This window comes from Escherichia sp. KCJ4928 (genome assembly GCF_004352695.1).
Classification (GTDB): Bacteria; Pseudomonadota; Gammaproteobacteria; order Enterobacterales; family Enterobacteriaceae; genus ECMA0423.
The window spans coordinates 1-21,810 of the sequence record NZ_SJWV01000039.1; the positions used below are offsets into that span (position 1 = coordinate 1).

At 51.6% G+C, this 21,810-nt stretch carries 15 protein-coding genes and 7 tRNA genes; 18 read left to right on the forward strand and 4 right to left on the reverse strand.

Features of this window, described 5'->3' with window-relative positions; all coding sequences use genetic code 11:
• Positions 1-139 precede the first annotated feature (139 nt).
• Both glnS and nagE read right to left on the reverse strand, forming a co-directional pair.
• Positions 140-1,804 carry a glutamine--tRNA ligase gene (gene glnS, locus E0D98_RS08430; protein WP_001287154.1) on the reverse strand — a complete coding sequence of 555 codons (1,665 nt, stop codon included), beginning with the start codon at positions 1,802-1,804 and terminating at the stop codon, positions 140-142.
• A gap of 202 nt (positions 1,805-2,006) precedes the next feature.
• Positions 2,007-3,953: a PTS N-acetyl glucosamine transporter subunit IIABC gene (nagE, locus tag E0D98_RS08435; RefSeq protein ID WP_001023104.1), complete on the reverse strand. Its 1,947-nt coding sequence runs from the start codon at positions 3,951-3,953 to the stop codon at positions 2,007-2,009.
• A 332-nt stretch (positions 3,954-4,285) separates the two neighbouring features.
• Here nagE and nagB point away from each other — a divergent pair, with 332 nt between their 5' ends.
• The 12 genes from nagB to E0D98_RS08495 all read left to right on the forward strand — a co-directional run bounded on the left by nagB (position 4,286) and on the right by E0D98_RS08495 (position 11,328).
• Complete coding sequence (gene nagB, locus E0D98_RS08440) at positions 4,286-5,086, forward strand: glucosamine-6-phosphate deaminase (RefSeq protein ID WP_001237072.1); 801 nt, start codon at positions 4,286-4,288, stop codon at positions 5,084-5,086.
• 59 nt (positions 5,087-5,145) lie between these two features.
• The gene (nagA, locus tag E0D98_RS08445; RefSeq protein ID WP_000271168.1) at positions 5,146-6,294 is read left to right on the forward strand and encodes an N-acetylglucosamine-6-phosphate deacetylase; all 1,149 of its coding nucleotides are present in this window, start codon (positions 5,146-5,148) and stop codon (positions 6,292-6,294) included.
• 8 nt (positions 6,295-6,302) lie between these two features.
• A complete protein-coding gene (gene nagC, locus E0D98_RS08450) occupies positions 6,303-7,523 on the forward strand; it encodes a DNA-binding transcriptional regulator NagC (protein ID WP_000187594.1) in 1,221 nt (406 codons plus the stop codon).
• Between the two features lie 47 nt (positions 7,524-7,570).
• Positions 7,571-8,323 carry a ribonucleotide monophosphatase NagD gene (gene nagD / locus E0D98_RS08455; protein ID WP_000153129.1) on the forward strand — a complete coding sequence of 251 codons (753 nt, stop codon included), beginning with the start codon at positions 7,571-7,573 and terminating at the stop codon, positions 8,321-8,323.
• Between the two features lie 256 nt (positions 8,324-8,579).
• Complete coding sequence (gene asnB / locus E0D98_RS08460) at positions 8,580-10,244, forward strand: asparagine synthase B (protein ID WP_000337088.1); 1,665 nt, start codon at positions 8,580-8,582, stop codon at positions 10,242-10,244.
• Between the two features lie 380 nt (positions 10,245-10,624).
• Positions 10,625-10,701 (forward strand) — tRNA-Met (locus E0D98_RS08465).
• Between the two features lie 8 nt (positions 10,702-10,709).
• Positions 10,710-10,794, forward strand: a tRNA-Leu gene (locus E0D98_RS08470).
• A gap of 23 nt (positions 10,795-10,817) precedes the next feature.
• A tRNA-Gln gene (locus E0D98_RS08475) sits at positions 10,818-10,892 on the forward strand.
• 34 nt (positions 10,893-10,926) lie between these two features.
• A tRNA-Gln gene (locus E0D98_RS08480) sits at positions 10,927-11,001 on the forward strand.
• A 15-nt stretch (positions 11,002-11,016) separates the two neighbouring features.
• Positions 11,017-11,093: transfer RNA gene (locus E0D98_RS08485), tRNA-Met, on the forward strand.
• Positions 11,094-11,141: 48 nt separating this feature from the next.
• Positions 11,142-11,216: transfer RNA gene (locus tag E0D98_RS08490), tRNA-Gln, on the forward strand.
• 37 nt (positions 11,217-11,253) lie between these two features.
• Positions 11,254-11,328, forward strand: a tRNA-Gln gene (locus E0D98_RS08495).
• 153 nt (positions 11,329-11,481) lie between these two features.
• Here the strand turns inward: E0D98_RS08495 and ubiF are convergent.
• A complete protein-coding gene (gene ubiF, locus E0D98_RS08500) occupies positions 11,482-12,657 on the reverse strand; it encodes a 3-demethoxyubiquinol 3-hydroxylase (RefSeq protein ID WP_000184573.1) in 1,176 nt (391 codons plus the stop codon).
• 145 nt (positions 12,658-12,802) lie between these two features.
• Here ubiF and miaB point away from each other — a divergent pair, with 145 nt between their 5' ends.
• From miaB to lnt, 5 genes are all read left to right on the forward strand, one after another.
• The gene (miaB, locus tag E0D98_RS08505; RefSeq protein ID WP_000162739.1) at positions 12,803-14,227 is read left to right on the forward strand and encodes a tRNA (N6-isopentenyl adenosine(37)-C2)-methylthiotransferase MiaB; all 1,425 of its coding nucleotides are present in this window, start codon (positions 12,803-12,805) and stop codon (positions 14,225-14,227) included.
• A gap of 152 nt (positions 14,228-14,379) precedes the next feature.
• Positions 14,380-15,420: a PhoH family protein gene (locus E0D98_RS08510; protein ID WP_001018040.1), complete on the forward strand. Its 1,041-nt coding sequence runs from the start codon at positions 14,380-14,382 to the stop codon at positions 15,418-15,420.
• Positions 15,417-15,884, forward strand: a complete 468-nt coding sequence (gene ybeY, locus E0D98_RS08515; RefSeq protein WP_000084469.1) for an rRNA maturation RNase YbeY — start codon at positions 15,417-15,419, stop codon at positions 15,882-15,884. The genes E0D98_RS08510 and ybeY overlap by 4 nt, the downstream gene beginning before the upstream one ends.
• Before the next feature lie 89 nt (positions 15,885-15,973).
• Complete coding sequence (gene corC, locus E0D98_RS08520; protein ID WP_001278605.1) at positions 15,974-16,852, forward strand: CNNM family magnesium/cobalt transport protein CorC; 879 nt, start codon at positions 15,974-15,976, stop codon at positions 16,850-16,852.
• Positions 16,853-16,876: 24 nt separating this feature from the next.
• Positions 16,877-18,415 carry an apolipoprotein N-acyltransferase gene (gene lnt / locus E0D98_RS08525; protein ID WP_000853051.1) on the forward strand — a complete coding sequence of 513 codons (1,539 nt, stop codon included), beginning with the start codon at positions 16,877-16,879 and terminating at the stop codon, positions 18,413-18,415.
• Between the two features lie 77 nt (positions 18,416-18,492).
• Here the strand turns inward: lnt and E0D98_RS08535 are convergent, their stop codons facing one another.
• On the reverse strand, positions 18,493-20,370 hold the full coding sequence (locus E0D98_RS08535; protein WP_001276772.1) for a rhomboid family intramembrane serine protease: 1,878 nt from the start codon (positions 20,368-20,370) through the stop codon (positions 18,493-18,495).
• Positions 20,371-20,824: 454 nt separating this feature from the next.
• Here E0D98_RS08535 and gltI point away from each other — a divergent pair, with 454 nt between their 5' ends.
• Entirely contained in the window at positions 20,825-21,733 is a 909-nt protein-coding gene (gene gltI, locus E0D98_RS08540) for a glutamate/aspartate ABC transporter substrate-binding protein GltI (protein WP_001177084.1), read from the forward strand.
• The last annotated feature ends 77 nt before the right edge of the window (positions 21,734-21,810 follow it).

A 21,810-nucleotide genomic window follows, 5' to 3' on the forward strand; every position in this document is an offset into this window, starting at 1 on the left:
TTTTATGGATAAATTGCGAAGCGGAATTAATTCGCGAAGAAAAGCAGAAAAAACGCCGCAGAGTGCGGCGTTTGGGATTGTTTGCTATTTCTTGCCGGATGCGACGTAAATGCCTCACCCGGCCTGGTAGAACTTAAAATTACTCGCCTACTTTCGCCCAGGTATCACGCAGCCCAACGGTGCGGTTAAATACCGGTTTTTCCGCTGTGGAATGGCGGCTGTCGAGGCAGAAGTAACCTTCACGCTCAAACTGGAATGCTTTACCCGCAACCGCATCTTTCAGCGACGGTTCAGCAAAGCCCTGTTTGATCACCAGCGATTCCGGGTTAATCACCGACAGGAAATCATCCGCAGCACCAGGGTTCGGCACGCTGAACAGACGGTCGTACAGACGGATTTCAACCGGCAGCGCATGTGCCGCGCTCACCCAGTGAATAACACCTTTGACTTTACGACCATCTGCCGGATCTTTGCTTAAGGTGTCGGCGTCATAAGTACAGAAGATGGTGGTGATATTGCCTTCGGCATCTTTCTCCACGCGTTCAGCCTTAATGACGTAAGCATTACGCAGACGCACTTCTTTACCCAGCACCAGACGTTTGTACTGCTTGTTAGCTTCTTCGCGGAAATCGGCGCGATCGATCCAAATCTCACCGCTAAACGGCACCTGACGACTCCCCATTTCCGGTTTGTTCGGATGGTTCGGCATGGTGACCATTTCGCCTTCGCCCTGATAGTTTTCGATAACCAGTTTCACCGGATCGATAACCGCCATTGCGCGCGGCGCATTTTCGTTGAGATCTTCACGGATGCAGGATTCCAGCGATGCCATCTCAATGGTGTTGTCCTGCTTGGTCACGCCGATGCGTTTGCAGAACTCACGAATAGAAGCAGCAGTGTAACCACGACGACGCAGACCGGAAATGGTCGGCATACGCGGGTCATCCCAGCCTTCAACGTGCTTGTCGGTCACCAGCAGGTTCAGCTTACGCTTGGACATCACAGTGTATTCCAGATTCAGGCGCGAGAATTCGTACTGGCGCGGGTGAACAGGAATGGTGATGTTGTCCAGCACCCAGTCGTACAGGCGACGGTTGTCCTGGAACTCAAGCGTACACAGAGAGTGCGTAATACCTTCCAGGGCATCGCTGATGCAGTGGGTGAAGTCGTACATCGGGTAGATGCACCACTTGTTGCCAGTCTGGTGGTGTTCAGCAAATTTAATACGGTACAGCACCGGATCGCGCATCACGATAAACGGTGAAGCCATGTCGATTTTCGCACGCAGGCAGGCTTTACCTTCTTCAAAACCACCGGCACGCATTTTTTCGAACAGCGCCAGGTTCTCTTCAACGCTGCGGTCGCGGTACGGGCTGTTTTTACCCGGTTGCGTCAGGGTGCCGCGGTATTCGCGGATCTGTTCCGGCGTCAGTTCATCAACGTACGCCAGGCCTTTATTGATCAGTTCGATCGCATAGGCGTGGAGCTGATCAAAATAATCGGAGGAGTAACGGACGTTACCAGACCAGTGAAAACCTAACCACTCTACGTCGTTTTTGATCGACTCAACATACTCGATATCTTCTTTTACCGGGTTAGTGTCGTCGAAACGCAGGTTGCACTGGCCTTTATAGTCCTGGGCGATCCCGAAGTTCAGGCAGATAGATTTCGCATGGCCAATATGCAGATAGCCATTCGGCTCCGGCGGGAAACGGGTGTGTACTGTGGTGTGCTTACCACTGGCCAGATCTTCATCGATGATCTGACGGATAAAGTTAGTCGGGCGGGCTTCTGCCTCACTCATCGTGGATTCCTCAAAGCGTAAACAACGTATAACGGCGTATGATCTTATAAGCGGGACAGGCTGACAACTGTTAGTTTTTTAAAATTGATAATCTAACAAGGATTATGGGGATGATTGATGAAAAAAAAAGCGGCAGAGAAGATCTCCACCGCTTGTCATTGTTGGATGCGACGCTCAAGCGTCGCATCAGGCATAAAGCAGATTACTTTTTGATTTCATACAGCGGTGTTTGACCCGCCACAACATGGCCCTGAGCTTTAATGATCAAGCCACTGAAATCGTCGATATTGCTGCAAACCACCGGGCTAATCATCGAGCGGGCGTTAGCGTTCAGGTAATCCAGATCCATTTCCAGAATCGGTTGCCCTGCGCTTACCTGCGCCCCCTCTTCCACCAGACGTTTAAAGCCTTTACCTTCCAGCGCTACGGTGTCGATACCCATATGGACGACGATCTCCGCGCCTTTTTCGGTTTCCAGGCAGAACGCGTGGTTGGTGTTGAAGATTTTCACGATTGTCCCTGCGGCTGGTGATACGACGATTTTATCTGTCGGTTTCACCGCCACACCGTCACCCACCGCTTTGCTGGCGAATGCTTCGTCAGGAACCTGATCCAGTGCCACGACATCACCGGTAATCGGCGATACCAGCTCCGCGATAGATACCGCGTTTGGTACAGCCTGCGGTTTTGCTACAGGCGCGGCAGTTGCCGGAGTTGCTTCAGCTGACGCAGCGGCTACCGGACCACGGGCAACGACTTTCTTCATCGCATCGCCGATGGATTCTGCTTTCGCGCCAACAATCACCTGAATAGTCTGTTTGTTCAGTTTCACTACACCAGAAGCACCCAGACGTTTACACATCGTATCGTTGACGCGGGCAGAGTCAGCCACGGTCAGGCGCAGACGGGTGATACAGGCGTCAATTGCTTTCAGGTTGTCAGTGCCGCCAACCGCAGCAATATAGTTGGTCGCCAGTTGATTGAGGCCTTCTTCAGTGTTGCTGTTGGCTTCTTCAGTAACGATCTCGTCTTCTTTATCTTCACGACCCGGCGTTTTCAGGTTGAACATGCGGATAACCAAACTGAACACCACGAAGTAGATAGCGAAGAAGACAACACCCATAACCAGCAGCATCCAGACGTTCTGGCTGGCGGCCGGCAGGTTATACATCAACGCGTAGTCGATAGCCCCCGCAGAGAAAGAGAAGCCAGCATGGATACCCAGCAGTGTTGCCACAAACAGGCTGATACCGGTCAGCAGTGCGTGCAGGAGGTACAGCAGCGGTGCAAGGAACATGAACAGGAATTCCAGCGGCTCAGTCACACCGGTCAGGAACGCAGTAACAGCAACAGAAAGCAGCATCCCGCCAACCATCGGACGACGCTCTTTCGGTGCTGCGAAGTACATCGCCAGCGCCGCACCCGGCAGACCGAACATCATAATCGGGAAGAAGCCGGACATGAACATCCCCGCGGTGCCGTCACCGGCATAGAAGCGGTTGATATCACCGTGGAAAACCGTACCCGCCGCGTTGGTGAATTCACCAATCTGGAACCAGGCGATGGTGTTCAGCACCTGATGCAGACCGGTTGGGATCAGCAGACGGTTGATGAAACCAAAGATACCGGAACCCAGCGCGCCCGCAGAAACGATCCACTCGCCTCCTGCATGGATAGCGTGCTGTACCGGCGGCCAGACGTAACCAAAAATGGCCGCCAGCACCAGGCAGAAGAAGCCGGTGGCAATCGGCACAAAGCGTTTGCCGCCGAAGAAACTCAGGAAGTCCGGCAGTTTAATATCGGACCAACGGTTATAGGCTGCGCCACCAACCAGACCGGTAATGATACCCGCCAGTACACCCATGTTAATTTCTGGGTTGATGGTCACCATCGCTTTGGTTAACACAAAGTAACCTACCGCACCCGCCAGCGCCGCCGCACCTGCGCTGTCTTTCGACCAGCTGGATGCCACACCGATGGCGAAGATTAATGCGAGGTTATCAAAAATCGCACCGCCCGCCTGGGCAATAAACGCAACGTTAAGTAAATCTGGCTGACCGAATCGCAGCAACAGTGCCGCCACCGGCAGCACCGCGATAGGGAGCTGTAACGCCCTACCGAGTCGCTGGAAAAAACCTAAAATATTCATCTTATTCCCCCTACGAGAACCCTATTTGGCTCGTTTAAAGCCGTATTTTTATTTTGCTGCAAATTGTACTGCCGATGTTCTGTAATCAGATTGTTAGATCATCTGCTACAGAGTGTGTGAAAATTTAATTCGTATCGCAAATTAAACGCGTGTCTTTTGTGAGTTTTGTCACCAAATATCGTTATCATCACTCCCTTTTACTGGCTAAAGCAGAAAACTTATTTTATCATTCAAAAAATCAGGTCGGATTGACGCCTGTCTGCGCAAATCCAGGTTACGCTTAAAGATGCCTAATCCGCCAACGGCTTACATTTTACTTATTGAGGTGAATAATGAGACTGATCCCCCTGACTACCGCTGAACAGGTCGGCAAATGGGCTGCTCGCCATATCGTCAATCGTATCAATGCGTTCAAACCGACTGCCGATCGTCCGTTTGTTCTGGGCCTGCCGACTGGCGGCACGCCGATGACCACCTATAAAGCGTTAGTCGAAATGCATAAAGCAGGCCAGGTCAGCTTTAAGCACGTTGTCACCTTCAACATGGACGAATATGTCGGTCTGCCGAAAGAGCATCCGGAAAGCTACTACAGCTTTATGCACCGTAATTTCTTCGATCACGTTGATATTCCAGCAGAAAACATCAACCTTCTCAACGGCAACGCCCCGGATATCGACGCCGAATGCCGCCAGTATGAAGAAAAAATCCGTTCTTACGGAAAAATTCATCTGTTTATGGGCGGTGTAGGTAACGACGGTCATATTGCATTTAACGAACCGGCGTCTTCTCTGGCTTCTCGTACTCGTATCAAAACCTTGACTCATGACACTCGCGTCGCGAACTCTCGTTTCTTTGATAACGATGTCAATCAGGTGCCAAAATATGCCCTGACTGTCGGTGTTGGTACATTGCTGGATGCCGAAGAAGTGATGATTCTGGTGCTGGGTAGCCAGAAAGCACTGGCACTGCAGGCTGCAGTTGAAGGTTGCGTGAACCACATGTGGACCATCAGCTGTCTGCAACTGCATCCAAAAGCGATCATGGTGTGCGATGAACCTTCCACCATGGAGCTGAAAGTTAAGACTTTAAGATATTTCAATGAATTAGAAGCAGAAAATATCAAAGGTCTGTAATTGTTATCCCTGCCCTGGCTCCTTGCTCAGGGCAATATTTTTTAAAATCGGGGGTCAGAATGTATGCATTAACCCAGGGCCGGATCTTTACCGGCCACGAATTTCTTGATGACCACGCGGTTGTTATCGCTGATGGCCTGATTAAAAGCGTCTGTCCGGTAGCGGAACTGCCGCCAGAGATCGAACAACGTTCACTGAACGGGGCCATTCTCTCCCCCGGTTTTATCGATGTGCAGTTAAACGGCTGCGGCGGCGTACAGTTTAACGACACCGCTGAAGCGGTCAGCGTGGAAACGCTGGAAATCATGCAGAAAGCCAATGAGAAATCAGGCTGTACTAACTATCTGCCGACGCTTATCACCACCAGCGATGAGCTGATGAAACAGGGCGTGCGCGTTATGCGCGAGTACCTGGCAAGACATCCGAATCAGGCGTTAGGTCTGCATCTGGAAGGTCCGTGGCTGAATCTGGTAAAAAAAGGCACCCATAATCCGAATTTTGTGCGTAAGCCTGATGCCGCGCTGGTCGATTTCCTGTGTGAAAACGCCGACGTCATTACCAAAGTGACCCTGGCACCGGAAATGGTTCCTGCGGAAGTCATCAGCAAACTGGCAAATGCCGGGATTGTGGTTTCTGCCGGTCACTCCAACGCGACGTTGAAAGAAGCAAAAGCCGGTTTCCGCGCGGGGATTACCTTTGCCACCCATCTGTACAACGCGATGCCGTATATTACCGGTCGTGAACCGGGCCTGGCGGGCGCGATCCTCGACGAAGCTGACATTTATTGCGGTATTATCGCTGATGGCCTGCATGTTGATTACGCCAACATTCGTAACGCTAAACGCCTTAAAGGCGACAAACTGTGTCTGGTTACCGACGCCACCGCGCCAGCAGGTGCCAACATTGAACAGTTCATTTTTGCGGGTAAAACAATATACTACCGTAACGGACTTTGTGTGGATGAGAACGGTACGTTAAGCGGTTCATCCTTAACCATGATTGAAGGCGTGCGTAATCTGGTCGAACATTGCGGTATCGCACTGGATGAAGTGCTGCGTATGGCGACGCTCTATCCGGCGCGTGCGATTGGCGTTGAAAAACGTCTCGGCACGCTCGCCGCAGGTAAAGTAGCCAACCTGACCGCATTCACACCTGATTTTAAAATCACCAAGACCATCGTTAACGGTAACGAGGTCGTAACTCAATAAGAGAAAGTATGACACCAGGCGGACAAGCTCAGATAGGTAATGTTGATCTCGTAAAACAGCTTAACAGCGCGGCGGTTTATCGCCTGATTGACCAGTACGGGCCAATCTCGCGGATTCAGATTGCCGAGCAAAGCCAGCTTGCCCCCGCCAGCGTAACCAAAATTACGCGTCAGCTTATCGAACGCGGGCTGATCAAAGAAGTTGATCAGCAGGCCTCCACCGGGGGCCGCCGCGCTATCTCCATCGTCACCGAAACCCGCAATTTCCACGCAATCGGCGTACGGCTTGGTCGTCACGACGCCACCATCACCCTGTTTGATCTCAGCAGCAAAGTGCTGGCAGAAGAACATTACCCGCTGCCGGAACGTACCCAGCAAACGCTGGAACATGCCCTGTTGAATGCCATTGCTCAGTTTATTGATAGCTACCAGCGCAAACTGCGCGAGCTGATCGCGATTTCGGTGATCCTGCCAGGGCTTGTTGACCCGGACAGCGGCAAAATTCATTACATGCCGCATATTCAGGTAGAAAACTGGGGGCTGGTAGAAGCTCTGGAAGAACGTTTTAAAGTGACCTGTTTCGTTGGTCACGATATCCGTAGTCTGGCGCTGGCGGAGCACTACTTCGGTGCAAGTCAGGATTGCGAAGACTCCATTTTAGTGCGTGTCCATCGCGGAACCGGGGCCGGAATCATCTCTAACGGGCGCATTTTTATTGGCCGCAACGGCAACGTCGGTGAAATTGGCCATATTCAGGTCGAACCGCTGGGTGAACGCTGCCACTGCGGCAACTTTGGCTGCCTGGAAACTATCGCTGCCAACGCTGCTATTGAACAACGGGTGTTGAATCTGTTAAAGCAGGGCTACCAGAGCCGCGTGCCGCTGGACGACTGCACCATCAAAACTATCTGCAAAGCCGCGAACAAAGGCGATAGCCTGGCGTCGGAAGTGATTGAGTATGTCGGTCGTCATCTGGGCAAAACCATCGCCATTGCGATCAACTTATTTAATCCGCAAAAAATTGTTATTGCCGGTGAAATCACCGAAGCCGATAAAGTGCTGCTCCCTGCTATTGAAAGCTGCATTAATACCCAGGCGCTGAAGGCGTTTCGTACTAATCTGCCGGTGGTACGTTCTGAGCTGGATCACCGCTCGGCAATCGGCGCTTTTGCGCTGGTAAAACGCGCCATGCTCAACGGTATTTTGCTCCAGCATTTGCTGGAAAATTAATGTGCTTTTATAGTGGCGCTTATTGTTGTCAATATTCTGGGTAGTCCATGACCATTAAAAATGTAATTTGCGATATCGACGGCGTGCTGATGCACGATAACGTCGCCGTACCGGGTGCAGCGGAATTTTTGCACGGGATTATGGATAAAGGCCTGCCGCTGGTGTTGCTGACCAACTATCCTTCGCAGACCGGGCAGGATCTGGCGAACCGCTTTGCCACTGCCGGTGTCGATGTGCCGGATAGCGTGTTTTATACCTCTGCGATGGCGACCGCCGATTTCCTGCGTCGCCAGGAAGGCAAGAAAGCGTATGTGGTGGGCGAAGGCGCACTGATTCATGAACTGTACAAAGCCGGTTTCACTATTACCGATGTGAACCCTGATTTTGTGATTGTTGGCGAAACGCGTTCCTACAACTGGGACATGATGCATAAAGCGGCCTATTTCGTCGCTAACGGTGCACGCTTTATCGCCACCAACCCGGATACTCACGGGCGCGGTTTTTATCCGGCCTGTGGCGCGTTGTGTGCAGGGATTGAGAAAATCTCCGGGCGCAAACCGTTCTATGTTGGTAAGCCCAGCCCGTGGATCATCCGCGCGGCATTAAACAAAATGCAGGCGCATTCGGAAGAAACAGTGATTGTCGGCGATAACCTGCGTACCGATATTCTGGCGGGCTTCCAGGCCGGTCTGGAGACGATTCTGGTGCTTTCTGGTGTTTCATCGCTCGACGATATCGACAGTATGCCGTTCCGCCCAAGCTGGATTTACCCGTCGGTCGCTGAAATCGACGTTATCTGAATAGCAACCACGTCTGCGGACGTGGTTTCTTATTTTTACCCATCATTAAAATCATCCCATTCAATAAAACCCGTCAAAAATTATCGATTCATCAATAAATATATCCTCACACCAGACCTTTTTTCACCAATCGACAATCACCATTACGTTTTTTATTTTTTCACCGCCAAATCGCTTGCGCACAGTGCTGCTTTGCGGCATTTTTTTAAACAAGCAAACACAACAAGCAACAAATACCAGGTTAACGGAGAAGGTTATGTGTTCAATTTTTGGCGTATTCGATATCAAAACAGACGCAGTTGAGCTGCGTAAGAAAGCACTCGAGCTGTCACGCCTGATGCGTCATCGTGGCCCGGACTGGTCCGGTATTTATGCCAGCGATAACGCCATTCTCGCCCACGAACGTCTGTCAATTGTTGACGTTAACGCGGGGGCGCAACCTCTCTACAACCAACAAAAAACTCATGTGCTGGCGGTAAACGGTGAAATCTACAACCACCAGGCACTGCGCGCCGAATATGGCGATCGTTATCAGTTCCAGACCGGATCTGACTGCGAAGTGATCCTCGCGCTGTATCAGGAAAAAGGGCCGGAATTTCTCGACGACTTGCAGGGCATGTTTGCCTTTGCCCTGTACGACAGCGAAAAAGATGCCTACCTGATTGGTCGCGACCATCTGGGGATCATCCCACTGTATATGGGCTATGACGAACACGGTCAGCTGTATGTGGCCTCAGAAATGAAATCGCTGGTGCCAGTTTGCCGCACGATTAAAGAGTTCCCGGCGGGGAGCTATTTGTGGAGCCAGGACGGCGAAATCCGTTCTTATTATCATCGCGACTGGTTCGACTTTGATGCAGTGAAAGATAACGTGACCGACAAAAACGAGCTGCGTCAGGCTCTGGAAGATTCCGTTAAAAGCCATCTGATGTCTGATGTGCCTTACGGTGTGCTGCTTTCTGGTGGTCTGGATTCCTCAATTATTTCCGCTATCACCAAGAAATACGCAGCCCGTCGCGTGGAAGATCAGGAACGCTCTGAAGCCTGGTGGCCGCAGTTACACTCCTTTGCTGTAGGTCTGCCGGGTTCACCGGATCTTAAAGCAGCCCAGGAAGTGGCAAACCATCTGGGCACGGTGCATCACGAAATTCACTTCACTGTACAGGAAGGTCTGGATGCCATCCGCGACGTGATTTACCACATCGAAACTTATGATGTGACCACTATTCGCGCTTCAACACCGATGTATTTAATGTCGCGTAAGATCAAGGCGATGGGCATTAAAATGGTGCTGTCCGGTGAAGGTTCTGATGAAGTGTTTGGCGGTTATCTTTACTTCCATAAAGCGCCCAACGCTAAAGAACTGCATGAAGAGACGGTGCGTAAACTGCTGGCCCTGCATATGTATGACTGCGCGCGCGCCAACAAAGCGATGTCCGCCTGGGGCGTGGAAGCGCGCGTTCCGTTCCTCGACAAAAAATTCCTTGATGTGGCGATGCGTATTAACCCACAGGATAAAATGTGCGGTAACGGCAAAATGGAAAAACACATCCTGCGTGAATGTTTTGAGTCATACCTGCCTGCAAGCGTGGCCTGGCGGCAGAAAGAGCAGTTCTCCGATGGCGTCGGTTACAGTTGGATCGACACCCTGAAAGAAGTGGCGGCGCAGCAGGTTTCTGATCAACAGCTGGAAACTGCCCGCTTCCGCTTCCCGTACAACACGCCGACGTCCAAAGAAGCGTATCTGTACCGGGAGATCTTTGAAGAACTGTTCCCACTTCCGAGCGCCGCTGAGTGCGTACCGGGCGGTCCTTCCGTCGCGTGTTCTTCCGCTAAAGCGATTGAGTGGGATGAGGCGTTCAAGAAAATGGACGATCCGTCTGGTCGTGCGGTTGGCGTTCACCAGTCGGCGTATAAGTAAGAAATGCGAAACAGCCCCGGTGAAATCCGGGGCTGTTTCAGTTATTGAGGTGCTTGTTAATTCTGATATGCAGTAAGGAAATGTTCCGGGTTTGCCACATCACTGTTTGACAACTCATCACTGTAGGCCAGTATTTCATAGATTAATTTCCCACCACTATTGTTGAATTCCGAATTTCATCCTGTACGACAAAAGAATGGCTGTAGGGTGGGGAAAAAACACAAAGTAAACAATAATTGACGAATATAGCGCCACGCTGTTCGCAACCTAACCAAACAGTCACTTTCGAGCAATTTTCCTTGAAAAAGAGGTTGACGCTGCAAGGCTCTATACGCATAATGCGCCCCGCAACGCCGATAAGGTATCGCGAAAAAAAAGATGGCTACGTAGCTCAGTTGGTTAGAGCACATCACTCATAATGATGGGGTCACAGGTTCGAATCCCGTCGTAGCCACCATCTTTTTTGCGGGAGTGGCGAAATTGGTAGACGCACCAGATTTAGGTTCTGGCGCCGCAAGGTGTGCGAGTTCAAGTCTCGCCTCCCGCACCATTCACCAGAAAGCGTTGTACGGATGGGGTATCGCCAAGCGGTAAGGCACCGGTTTTTGATACCGGCATTCCCTGGTTCGAATCCAGGTACCCCAGCCATCTTCTTCGAGTAAGCGGTTCACCGCCCGGTTATTGGGGTATCGCCAAGCGGTAAGGCACCGGTTTTTGATACCGGCATTCCCTGGTTCGAATCCAGGTACCCCAGCCATCGAAGAAACAATCTGGCTACGTAGCTCAGTTGGTTAGAGCACATCACTCATAATGATGGGGTCACAGGTTCGAATCCCGTCGTAGCCACCAAATTCTGAATGTGTCGAATACGTTCGGCAAATTCAAAAACCAATTTGTTGGGGTATCGCCAAGCGGTAAGGCACCGGATTCTGATTCCGGCATTCCGAGGTTCGAATCCTCGTACCCCAGCCAATTTATTCAAGACGCTTACATCGTAAGTGCGCCCAGTTGGGGTATCGCCAAGCGGTAAGGCACCGGATTCTGATTCCGGCATTCCGAGGTTCGAATCCTCGTACCCCAGCCACATTAAAAAAGCTCGCTTCGGCGAGCTTTTTGCTTTTCTGCGTTCATTCAATGTCGAATGCGATGTTGACACGTCTTATCCTTCAATGTCGGATGCGACGCTGCCGCGTCTTATCCGACCTACGGTTGGCACGCATCCGGCAATGTTGTAAGGCTACAACCCTAACGCATATTTCAGCGCCTGACGTTTCAACACGCCAGCACGCTCTGCCGCCATTAACCCGAGATTACGCACAAAACGCAGCGGCGGCAGATTATTACTGAATCCGGCATAAAACAGATCCATACCACTTTGCATAATGAAGTTATCCGCCATGCGCCGCATCTGGTAACGCTTGAGGACAGGATAACTGGCCCACGCTTCACCGTAGCTGCGGGCATTCACCAGAACATCAATCAGGGCATCGACATCACGATAACCAAGATTCACCCCCTGCCCCGCCAGCGGATGGATGGTATGCGCGGCATCGCCCACCAGCGCAAGCCCCGGCTGCACATACTGCAACGCATGTCGGCGCGTCAGCGGAAACGCACCAGCGGCAAGCGGTGTAACGTAACCCAGACGCGACGGGAAATGCTTCGCGATTTCCGCCTGGAGTTGCGCCATATTCATATTCTGCAACTGGCGAATACGTACCGGAGAGTCATACCACACCAGCGATGCCCAGTTATCAAACAACGGCAGAAACGCACGCGGTCCGTCCGGGGTAAATTGCTGCCAGGTGCTGTCGCCGGGATCGTTCTCACACTGTACGCTAATCAACATACACGACTGCGCATACTGCCAGGCATGAACGCCAATTCCCGCCATCTGCCGCACCTGCGAATTTGCGCCGTCAGCACCAATCACCAGCTTCGCGCGAATCACTTCACCGCCCTTCAGTTCCAGCTCCTGAAGATCATTATCTCGATGTAATGCAATCAGCGAGCCTGGCACACGTAACGTTACTTTCGGATGAGCTTCCAGCGCCTGCCACAATGCCTGTTGCAGGACGGTGTTTTCCACCATATAGCCAAGCAGCGGCAGCTTAAGTTCAGCGGCGTCAAACATCACATGCGCCGTTTCCCACTCCCACGTTTCCAGTCTGCGGTAAGGATGGCAACGCATAGCCTGTACTGCATCCCAGACCCCTAACCCTTTAAGCAATGATACCGATGCGGCGCTGATCGCCGAGATCCGCACGTCCGGTTGGCTATCAGCGACAAACGGTGCAGGTTCTGCGTGCTCGATCACCGTTACCGAAAATCCGTGCTGTGCCAGCCCCAGCGCCAGTGCGCCGCCGACCATTCCTCCGCCGACAATGGCAATTTCCGTTGGTTGATTTGTCATGGTCAATCATCCTGTTAGCAATATGCTTTAAGTTTACAGGATTTTTACCCCCAAGGGCTGATAACGCTCATACTGGTCACAACGGCAGCAAAGCATTACACTATGCGCCCTGCATTCCTGGCTACTATTTCGCAAGAGCAAGTCGATGACCAAAAAACTCCATATTAAAACCTGGGGCTGTCAGATGAACGAGTACGATTCATCGAAGATGGCCGATCTGCTGGATGCCACCCACGGCTATCAACTGACCGACGTGGCGGAAGAAGCGGATGTGCTGCTGCTGAACACCTGCTCAATCCGCGAGAAGGCTCAGGAAAAAGTCTTCCATCAGTTGGGTCGCTGGAAACTGTTAAAAGAGAAGAATCCAGACCTGATTATCGGCGTCGGTGGCTGCGTGGCATCGCAAGAAGGCGAGCACATTCGCCAGCGCGCCCACTATGTCGATATTATTTTTGGGCCGCAAACGCTGCACCGTCTGCCGGAGATGATCAACTCCGTGCGCGGCGACCGCAGCCCGGTTGTAGATATCAGCTTCCCGGAAATCGAGAAGTTTGACCGTCTACCGGAACCGCGCGCCGAAGGGCCGACCGCGTTTGTCTCCATCATGGAAGGCTGCAATAAATATTGTACCTACTGCGTGGTGCCTTACACCCGTGGTGAAGAGGTAAGCCGTCCGTCTGACGATATTCTGTTTGAGATTGCCCAGCTTGCTGCTCAGGGCGTGCGTGAAGTCAACCTGCTCGGTCAGAACGTGAACGCCTGGCGTGGTGAAAACTACGACGGCACCACCGGATCGTTTGCCGATCTGCTGCGTCTGGTTGCTGCGATCGACGGGATCGATCGTATTCGCTTTACCACCAGCCATCCGATCGAATTCACCGACGATATCATCGAAGTGTACCGCGACACGCCTGAGCTGGTGAGCTTCCTGCATCTGCCGGTACAAAGCGGTTCCGATCGCATTCTGAACCTGATGGGCCGTACTCACACGGCGCTGGAGTACAAAGCGATCATCCGTAAACTGCGTGCGGCGCGTCCGGATATTCAGATCAGTTCTGACTTCATTGTTGGCTTCCCTGGCGAAACCACCGAAGACTTCGAGAAAACGATGAAGCTGATTGCCGACGTCAATTTCGACATGAGCTACAGCTTTATCTTCTCTGCACGTCCGGGGACGCCCGCCGCCGATATGGTGGATGATGTTCCGGAAGAAGAGAAGAAGCAGCGTCTGTATATTCTGCAAGAGCGCATTAATCAGCAAGCGATGGCGTGGAGCCGCCGGATGCTCGGCACCACCCAGCGTATTCTGGTAGAAGGTACATCGCGTAAGAGCATCATGGAGCTTTCCGGGCGTACGGAAAATAACCGCGTGGTCAACTTCGAAGGCACGCCGGATATGATCGGTAAATTCGTCGATGTAGAAATTACCGACGTCTACCCGAACTCTCTGCGCGGTAAAGTGGTGCGAACTGAAGATGAAATGGGTCTGCGCATGGCAGAAACACCGGAGTCGGTGATTGCCCGCACCCGCAAAGAAAACGACCTTGGCGTGGGTTATTATCAGCCGTAATTCTCAGGCCTGCCGTTCCGGTGGGCCTTGTTTTTTCTCTCTTTATCCCCATCTTTATCGCAATGCTTGCGCCTTTTTCCTGTGGCGTGAATAATTTCCTTATAGGCCGGTGAATGTTCAGCTTCCGGCGGCATACAGATAAGAGGAACGGTTTGAACATAGACACTCGCGAAATCACCCTGGAGCCAGCAGACAACGCGCGTCTGTTGAGCCTGTGCGGCCCGTTTGATGACAACATCAAGCAGCTCGAACGCCGTCTCGGCATCGAGATCAATCGCCGCGATAACCACTTTAAACTGACCGGCCGTCCGATTTGCGTCACCGCTGCGGCAGACATTCTGCGTAGCCTGTATGTCGATACAGCCCCGATGCGCGGTCAGATTCAGGATATCGAACCGGAACAGATCCACCTTGCGATTAAAGAAGCGCGAGTACTGGAGCAAAGTGCGGAGAGCGTGCCGGAGTACGGCAAAGCGGTCAATATCAAAACCAAACGCGGCGTAATTAAGCCGCGCACGCCAAACCAGGCGCAGTACATCGCCAATATTCTCGACCATGACATTACCTTCGGCGTTGGCCCGGCGGGTACGGGTAAAACCTACCTGGCAGTCGCTGCAGCAGTTGATGCCCTGGAGCGTCAGGAAATTCGCCGTATTCTGCTGACTCGTCCGGCGGTCGAAGCCGGTGAGAAACTGGGCTTCCTGCCTGGCGATTTAAGCCAGAAAGTAGACCCGTATCTGCGCCCACTGTACGACGCGCTGTTTGAAATGCTGGGCTTTGAGAAAGTCGAGAAACTGATTGAGCGCAACGTTATTGAAGTCGCGCCGCTGGCCTATATGCGTGGTCGTACGCTGAATGACGCCTTTATCATTCTCGATGAGAGCCAGAACACCACCATCGAACAGATGAAGATGTTCCTGACCCGTATCGGTTTTAACTCAAAAGCGGTTATCACCGGCGACGTCACACAGATCGACCTGCCGCGTAATACTAAATCAGGCTTACGTCACGCCATCGAAGTGCTGGCCGATGTCGAAGAGATCAGCTTTAACTTCTTCCACAGCGAAGACGTGGTTCGTCACCCTGTGGTGGCGCGTATCGTTAACGCCTATGAAGCCTGGGAAGAAGCCGAACAAAAACGAAAAGCGGCGCTGGCGGCAGAACGCAAGCGCGAAGAACAGGAACAAAAATGAGTCAGGTGATCCTCGATTTACAACTGGCATGTGAAGATAATTCCGGGTTACCGGAAGAGAGCCAGTTTCAAACATGGCTGAATGCGGTGATCCCGCAGTTTCAGGAAGAATCGGAAGTGACTATTCGCGTGGTCGATACCGCCGAAAGCCACAGTCTGAATCTGACCTATCGCGGTAAGGATAAGCCGACCAACGTGCTCTCCTTCCCGTTTGAAGTGCCGCCTGGCATGGAGATGTCGCTACTGGGCGATCTGGTTATCTGCCGTCAGGTGGTTGAGAAGGAAGCTCAGGAGCAAGGCAAACCACTGGAGGCGCACTGGGCGCATATGGTGGTGCACGGCAGTCTGCATTTGTTAGGTTACGATCACATCGAAGATGACGAAGCAGAAGAAATGGAAGCCCTCGAAACAGAGATTATGCTTGCTCTGGGCTATGAGGATCCGTACATTGCCGAGAAAGAATAATTTGCCAGGCATTTGACTGGCAGACGTCCCCGCCGTTGGTGATTAACGACGGCGTTTTGATTAACTAACATGAGAACCCATACGACGCCATGAGCGACGACAATTCACACAGTAGTGACACGATAAGCAACAAGAAGGGATTTTTCTCCCTGTTACTCAGCCAACTTTTCCACGGTGAACCGAAAAACCGTGACGAACTGCTGGCGCTGATCCGTGATTCCGGGCAGAACGACCTTATCGACGAAGATACGCGCGATATGCTCGAAGGGGTGATGGACATCGCAGACCAACGCGTTCGCGACATCATGATCCCCCGCTCCCAGATGATTACCCTGAAACGCAACCAGACGCTGGACGAATGCCTTGATGTCATCATCGAGTCCGCCCACTCACGTTTCCCGGTGATTAGCGAAGACAAAGATCACATTGAAGGGATTCTGATGGCGAAAGACTTGCTGCCGTTTATGCGCAGCGATGCTGAAGCCTTCAGCATGGACAAAGTGTTACGTCAGGCGGTTGTCGTTCCTGAAAGTAAGCGCGTAGACCGGATGCTGAAAGAGTTTCGCTCTCAGCGTTACCACATGGCGATCGTTATTGACGAATTCGGTGGGGTTTCCGGTCTGGTGACCATTGAAGACATCCTGGAACTAATTGTTGGTGAGATTGAAGACGAGTATGACGAAGAAGATGATATCGACTTCCGTCAGCTGAGTCGTCATACCTGGACCGTGCGCGCACTGGCTTCCATTGAAGACTTCAACGAAGCGTTCGGCACCCACTTTAGCGATGAAGAGGTTGACACTATCGGTGGTCTGGTGATGCAGGCATTTGGGCATCTTCCGGCGCGTGGCGAAACTATCGACATCGACGGTTACCAGTTCAAAGTGGCGATGGCCGACAGTCGGCGTATTATTCAGGTTCATGTCAAAATCCCGGATGACTCACCCCAGCCGAAGCTGGATGAATAAAACCGAAACTGGATAGATAACTACATGGCTTTTGCCTCATTAATTGAACGCCAGCGCATTCGCCTGCTGCTGGCGTTATTATTCGGTGCCTGCGGAACGCTGGCCTTCTCTCCTTACGACGTCTGGCCTGCGGCGATTATTTCGTTGATGGGGCTTCAGGCGTTGACCTTTAACCGCCGTCCACTCCAGTCTGCCGCTATTGGCTTTTGCTGGGGATTTGGCCTCTTTGGCAGCGGTATTAACTGGGTCTATGTCAGCATCGCGACCTTTGGCGGGATGCCTGGCCCGGTTAACATCTTCCTGGTGGTGCTGCTGGCGGCGTATTTGTCGCTGTATACCGGACTGTTTGCTGGCGTGCTGTCGCGTCTGTGGCCGAAAACCACCTGGCTGCGCGTGGCGATTGCCGCCCCTTCTCTCTGGCAAGTGACCGAGTTTCTGCGCGGTTGGGTACTGACAGGCTTCCCGTGGTTACAGTTCGGCTATAGCCAGATTGATGGCCCGTTAAAAGGGCTGGCACCGATAATGGGCGTGGAAGCCATTAACTTCCTGCTGATGATGGTTAGTGGCCTGCTGGCACTGGCGTTGGTCAAACGCAACTGGCGTCCGCTGGTGGTGGCCGTCGTGCTGTTTGCCCTACCCTTCCCGCTGCGTTACATCCAATGGTTTACCCCACAACCGGAGAAAACCATTCAGGTTTCGATGGTTCAGGGCGATATTCCGCAATCACTGAAATGGGATGGAGATCAGCTTCTTAATACGCTGAAGATTTACTACAACGCAACGGCTCCGCTGATGGGCAAATCATCGTTGATTATCTGGCCGGAGTCGGCGATAACCGATCTGGAAATTAATCAGCAACCGTTCCTCAAAGCACTGGACGGTGAGTTGCGCGATAAAGGTAGCTCGCTCGTAACCGGGATTGTCGACGCGCGTCTCAATAAGCAGAACCGCTACGATACCTACAACACCATCATCACACTGGGTAAAGGTGCACCGTACAGCTACGAATCAGCCGATCGCTATAACAAAAACCATCTGGTGCCGTTTGGCGAGTTTGTCCCGCTGGAGTCGATTCTGCGTCCGTTAGCACCGTTCTTTGATCTGCCGATGTCGTCGTTCAGCCGTGGGCCATATATCCAGCCGCCGCTGTCGGTAAATGGTATTGAGCTTACTGCGGCCATTTGCTACGAGATCATTCTTGGCGAGCAAGTGCGCGATAACTTCCGCCCGGATACCGACTATCTGCTGACTATCTCCAACGATGCGTGGTTTGGTAAATCTATTGGTCCATGGCAACACTTCCAGATGGCGCGAATGCGTGCGCTGGAGCTGGCGCGCCCACTGTTGCGCAGCACCAACAACGGCATTACGGCGGTGATTGGCCCGCAGGGTGAGATTCAGGCGATGATCCCGCAGTTCACCCGCGAGGTGTTAACCACTAATGTGACGCCGACCACCGGACTCACACCATACGCACGTACCGGCAACTGGCCGCTGTGGGTGCTGACGGCACTGTTTGGTTTTGCCGCTGTGCTGATGAGTCTGCGAGCACGTAAACGTTGATGTGCCTGATGTATCCTGCATGAGCAAAACGTACTTTCTCATTGAGCTTTGGGGCATGGTTATCATGCCCCTTTTTCTTACGGTTCAGGGATACAAGCCACATTGCCATATTGGGGATGACGAATAATTGCCTGCGGATCAAGCGAGCGCGTCCTGTCCAGTTGGATCAACCCGTTCTTCGCCATAACAAATATTTTTCTACCATCCGCTGAAAAACGAAGGTGATTAACGTAGCTGGCAGGATAAACGCCAATAATCTGCCCGGCATTAATATTGAGCAGGATGACATAACCTTGCAGGCCATATGACACCAACGCTAAATACTGACCGTCCGGGCTAATACCCTCAACGGAATAAACGCTCCTGCTACACCATTGCGTCATAATGCTGGCTTGTTGATCCCCTACGCTTATACGTGAAATCCCCTGGTTGTCGGCAAAAATTACATCCCCGTTTTCAGGTCGAAAACGCATCGCCGATATCGTTCCTCGCGCATCACTAGCCGGATAGCTTTCTTTCTGATGCGTGATGGTATTGATGCGTACAATGTCACCTCTGACCATACCGGGTATCAACAATATTTTTTCATCCGGGGAAAGAGCCATAACCCAGGCACCAGGTTTATTACTCGTCCCCGTCCCGTCGTATTTCTCCAGCGGGATATCCGCCACATGCTGATAAGTCACCAGATCAATCGCTGACACACTATTACTGGTGCGATTCATCACCCAGGCTTTTGTACCATCACGCGAGAGGATAAGGCTGTCAGGATGTGCACCGGTGGTAATCGATTGAATAATCTCCCCTGTCGCCACGTTAATGACCGATAACGCATTCGCTTCAAATGAAGTCGCATAAATCAACTTTTCATCCGGGCTTAATGCCAGCGATCTGACGCCCTGATCTTTACAGCCACCACAATGTTTGACTGACTTTTCTTTCGCTATGGGCGCTGTAAAGGTATGCAGGATTTTCTTTTGTCCGAGGTCGAAAACAACAATGCTGTTCGTGTTTTCAATTGCGGCATACAACATATTACCATCCCGACTGATCGCCATATCATGGATATCGGCAATCTCAGCGAGCAAATCACCACTGGCCTGTTCACGACTTACCGGAGCGGATAATGTTTCCCTGAGGGCGTTGCGTTCCTCCGCTAACTGCTGCTTTTTTTGCCGTCGCTCTTGTTCAATCTCCTGTGGATAAAACGCTTCACGCAGGCTTTGCCTGACTTGTAAAACTGACTCATCCATCTGCTGCTGCGCAAGCCAGATAGCCCCGGTCAGAAGAAGACTGCCCGCAACAATAATCCCGCCTTCCGTAACGAGTCGGTTTTGCCCAGATAAACGCGCGCTCAGCCAACCCAACGCGCCACCCGCAATCAGGCCGCCAATGTGGCAAGCATTATCTATTCCTGCTTGCCGGGCACCATACAACAGTGTCAGCGCCACCATACCCAACAGAGAAAATACTCGCCGCTGGTTTTTATGGTATGTGCCCGCACCTGAAGCAAGCTGTGTTGCTAACGCAGCGCCAGCTATTCCCATAATTGCCCCGGACGCCCCAACGCTGATGACTATCTGATCACTATCGCGTAACGCATAACAGGCGCTGATGAGCCCACCAAAGACGCCGGAGAATAACCAAATAATCAGAAGTCGCCATTTTCCCAGTATCCGTTCCGCCACTGCCCCCACCACCAGGAGTGCAAACATATTCATCAGCAAATGGGAAAAACTACTGTGCAGAAAGACACTGCTAAATAAGCGCCAGGATTCACCCGACAACGTGAGAGAAGCAACGTTAGCACCGAGATGGATGAGTGCGGATTGATCGACTTCTTCATAACTCATCCATTGTGCGAGGTAACAAAATATCCCAACACAGAGCGCAAAAAGGATAAGGGTTATTGCGGGTAATTGAACATTTAACGGCTTAACCGAAGATGCAGACATAAGGTGTTTCTTCCTTGAAAAGACAGGTAAAAAGCATTTTTCCCGTGTACAGTTATCATCCCGGCAAACGTCCCATGCCGAAAAGATAACTCTGTCCGAAATATGACTTTTTCAGCCTGAAATTACAATCGTAATTAATTCACCCCTAAGTATTTTTTGGCATGTAAGTTGCTTTATTTACTGTGTAAGCAATGAAATCAGCCGCGACGCAACCGGGTTGCACCACCACAAATCAGCGGTAGCACCAAAAGAGTGCATTTTAAGAATTTTGCTTCGGAATGGTGCGGTGCACCTCGCAAAAACAAACAATAAAACATCAATATCTTTACATTTAGCCAAACTAAATGTTACCTAACAAGCACAACACTGCACAATAAAGTTGCAGACGATAACAACACAAACACTCACAACGGGTATCCATGCGTTCTTAACGCAGAAGATAAAGGAGTTGGATATGCAATTACGTAAACCTGCCACAGCAATCCTCGCCCTGGCGCTTTCCGCAGGACTGGCACAGGCAGATGACGCCGCCCCGGCAGCAGGCAGTACGCTGGACAAAATCGCCAAAAACGGTGTGATTGTCGTCGGTCACCGTGAATCTTCAGTACCTTTCTCTTATTACGACAATCAGCAAAAAGTGGTGGGTTATTCGCAGGATTACTCCAACGCCATTGTTGAAGCAGTGAAAAAGAAACTCAACAAACCGGACTTGCAGGTAAAACTGATTCCGATTACCTCACAAAACCGTATTCCACTGCTGCAAAACGGCACTTTCGATTTTGAATGTGGTTCTACCACCAACAACGTCGAACGCCAAAAACAGGCGGCTTTCTCTGACACTATTTTCGTGGTCGGTACGCGCCTGTTGACCAAAAAGGGCGGCGATATCAAAGATTTTGCCGACCTGAAAGGCAAAGCCGTAGTCGTCACTTCCGGCACTACCTCTGAAGTTTTGCTCAACAAACTGAATGAAGAGCAAAAAATGAATATGCGCATCATCAGCGCCAAAGATCACGGTGACTCTTTCCGCACCCTGGAAAGCGGTCGTGCCGTTGCCTTTATGATGGATGACGCTCTGCTGGCCGGTGAACGTGCGAAAGCGAAGAAACCAGACAACTGGGATATCGTCGGCAAGCCGCAGTCTCAGGAAGCCTACGGTTGCATGTTGCGTAAAGATGATCCGCAGTTCAAAAAGCTGATGGATGACACTATCGCTCAGGTGCAGACTTCCGGTGAAGCGGAAAAATGGTTTGATAAATGGTTCAAAAATCCAATTCCGCCGAAAAACCTGAACATGAATTTCGAACTGTCAGACGAAATGAAAGCACTGTTCAAAGAACCGAATGACAAAGCACTGAACTAATTACAAGAACCAGGGGCGGAAATTCCAGCCCTCTCGATTGTTACGTAGCACGGACAGACTATACGCCTGATGGTCGT

Bases quoted from the DNA above. Each gene is read 5' to 3' on its own strand.
- glnS (WP_001287154.1), bottom strand. From the start codon at position 1,804: ATGAGTGAGGCAGAAGCCCGCCCGACTAACTTTATCCGTCAGATCATC.
- nagE (WP_001023104.1), bottom strand. From the start codon at position 3,953: ATGAATATTTTAGGTTTTTTCCAGCGACTCGGTAGGGCGTTACAGCTC.
- nagB (WP_001237072.1), top strand. From the start codon at position 4,286: ATGAGACTGATCCCCCTGACTACCGCTGAACAGGTCGGCAAATGGGCT.
- nagA (WP_000271168.1), top strand. From the start codon at position 5,146: ATGTATGCATTAACCCAGGGCCGGATCTTTACCGGCCACGAATTTCTT.
- nagC (WP_000187594.1), top strand. From the start codon at position 6,303: ATGACACCAGGCGGACAAGCTCAGATAGGTAATGTTGATCTCGTAAAA.
- nagD (WP_000153129.1), top strand. From the start codon at position 7,571: ATGACCATTAAAAATGTAATTTGCGATATCGACGGCGTGCTGATGCAC.
- asnB (WP_000337088.1), top strand. From the start codon at position 8,580: ATGTGTTCAATTTTTGGCGTATTCGATATCAAAACAGACGCAGTTGAG.
- ubiF (WP_000184573.1), bottom strand. From the start codon at position 12,657: ATGACAAATCAACCAACGGAAATTGCCATTGTCGGCGGAGGAATGGTC.
- miaB (WP_000162739.1), top strand. From the start codon at position 12,803: ATGACCAAAAAACTCCATATTAAAACCTGGGGCTGTCAGATGAACGAG.
- ybeY (WP_000084469.1), top strand. From the start codon at position 15,417: ATGAGTCAGGTGATCCTCGATTTACAACTGGCATGTGAAGATAATTCC.
- corC (WP_001278605.1), top strand. From the start codon at position 15,974: ATGAGCGACGACAATTCACACAGTAGTGACACGATAAGCAACAAGAAG.
- lnt (WP_000853051.1), top strand. From the start codon at position 16,877: ATGGCTTTTGCCTCATTAATTGAACGCCAGCGCATTCGCCTGCTGCTG.
- E0D98_RS08535 (WP_001276772.1), bottom strand. From the start codon at position 20,370: ATGTCTGCATCTTCGGTTAAGCCGTTAAATGTTCAATTACCCGCAATA.
- gltI (WP_001177084.1), top strand. From the start codon at position 20,825: ATGCAATTACGTAAACCTGCCACAGCAATCCTCGCCCTGGCGCTTTCC.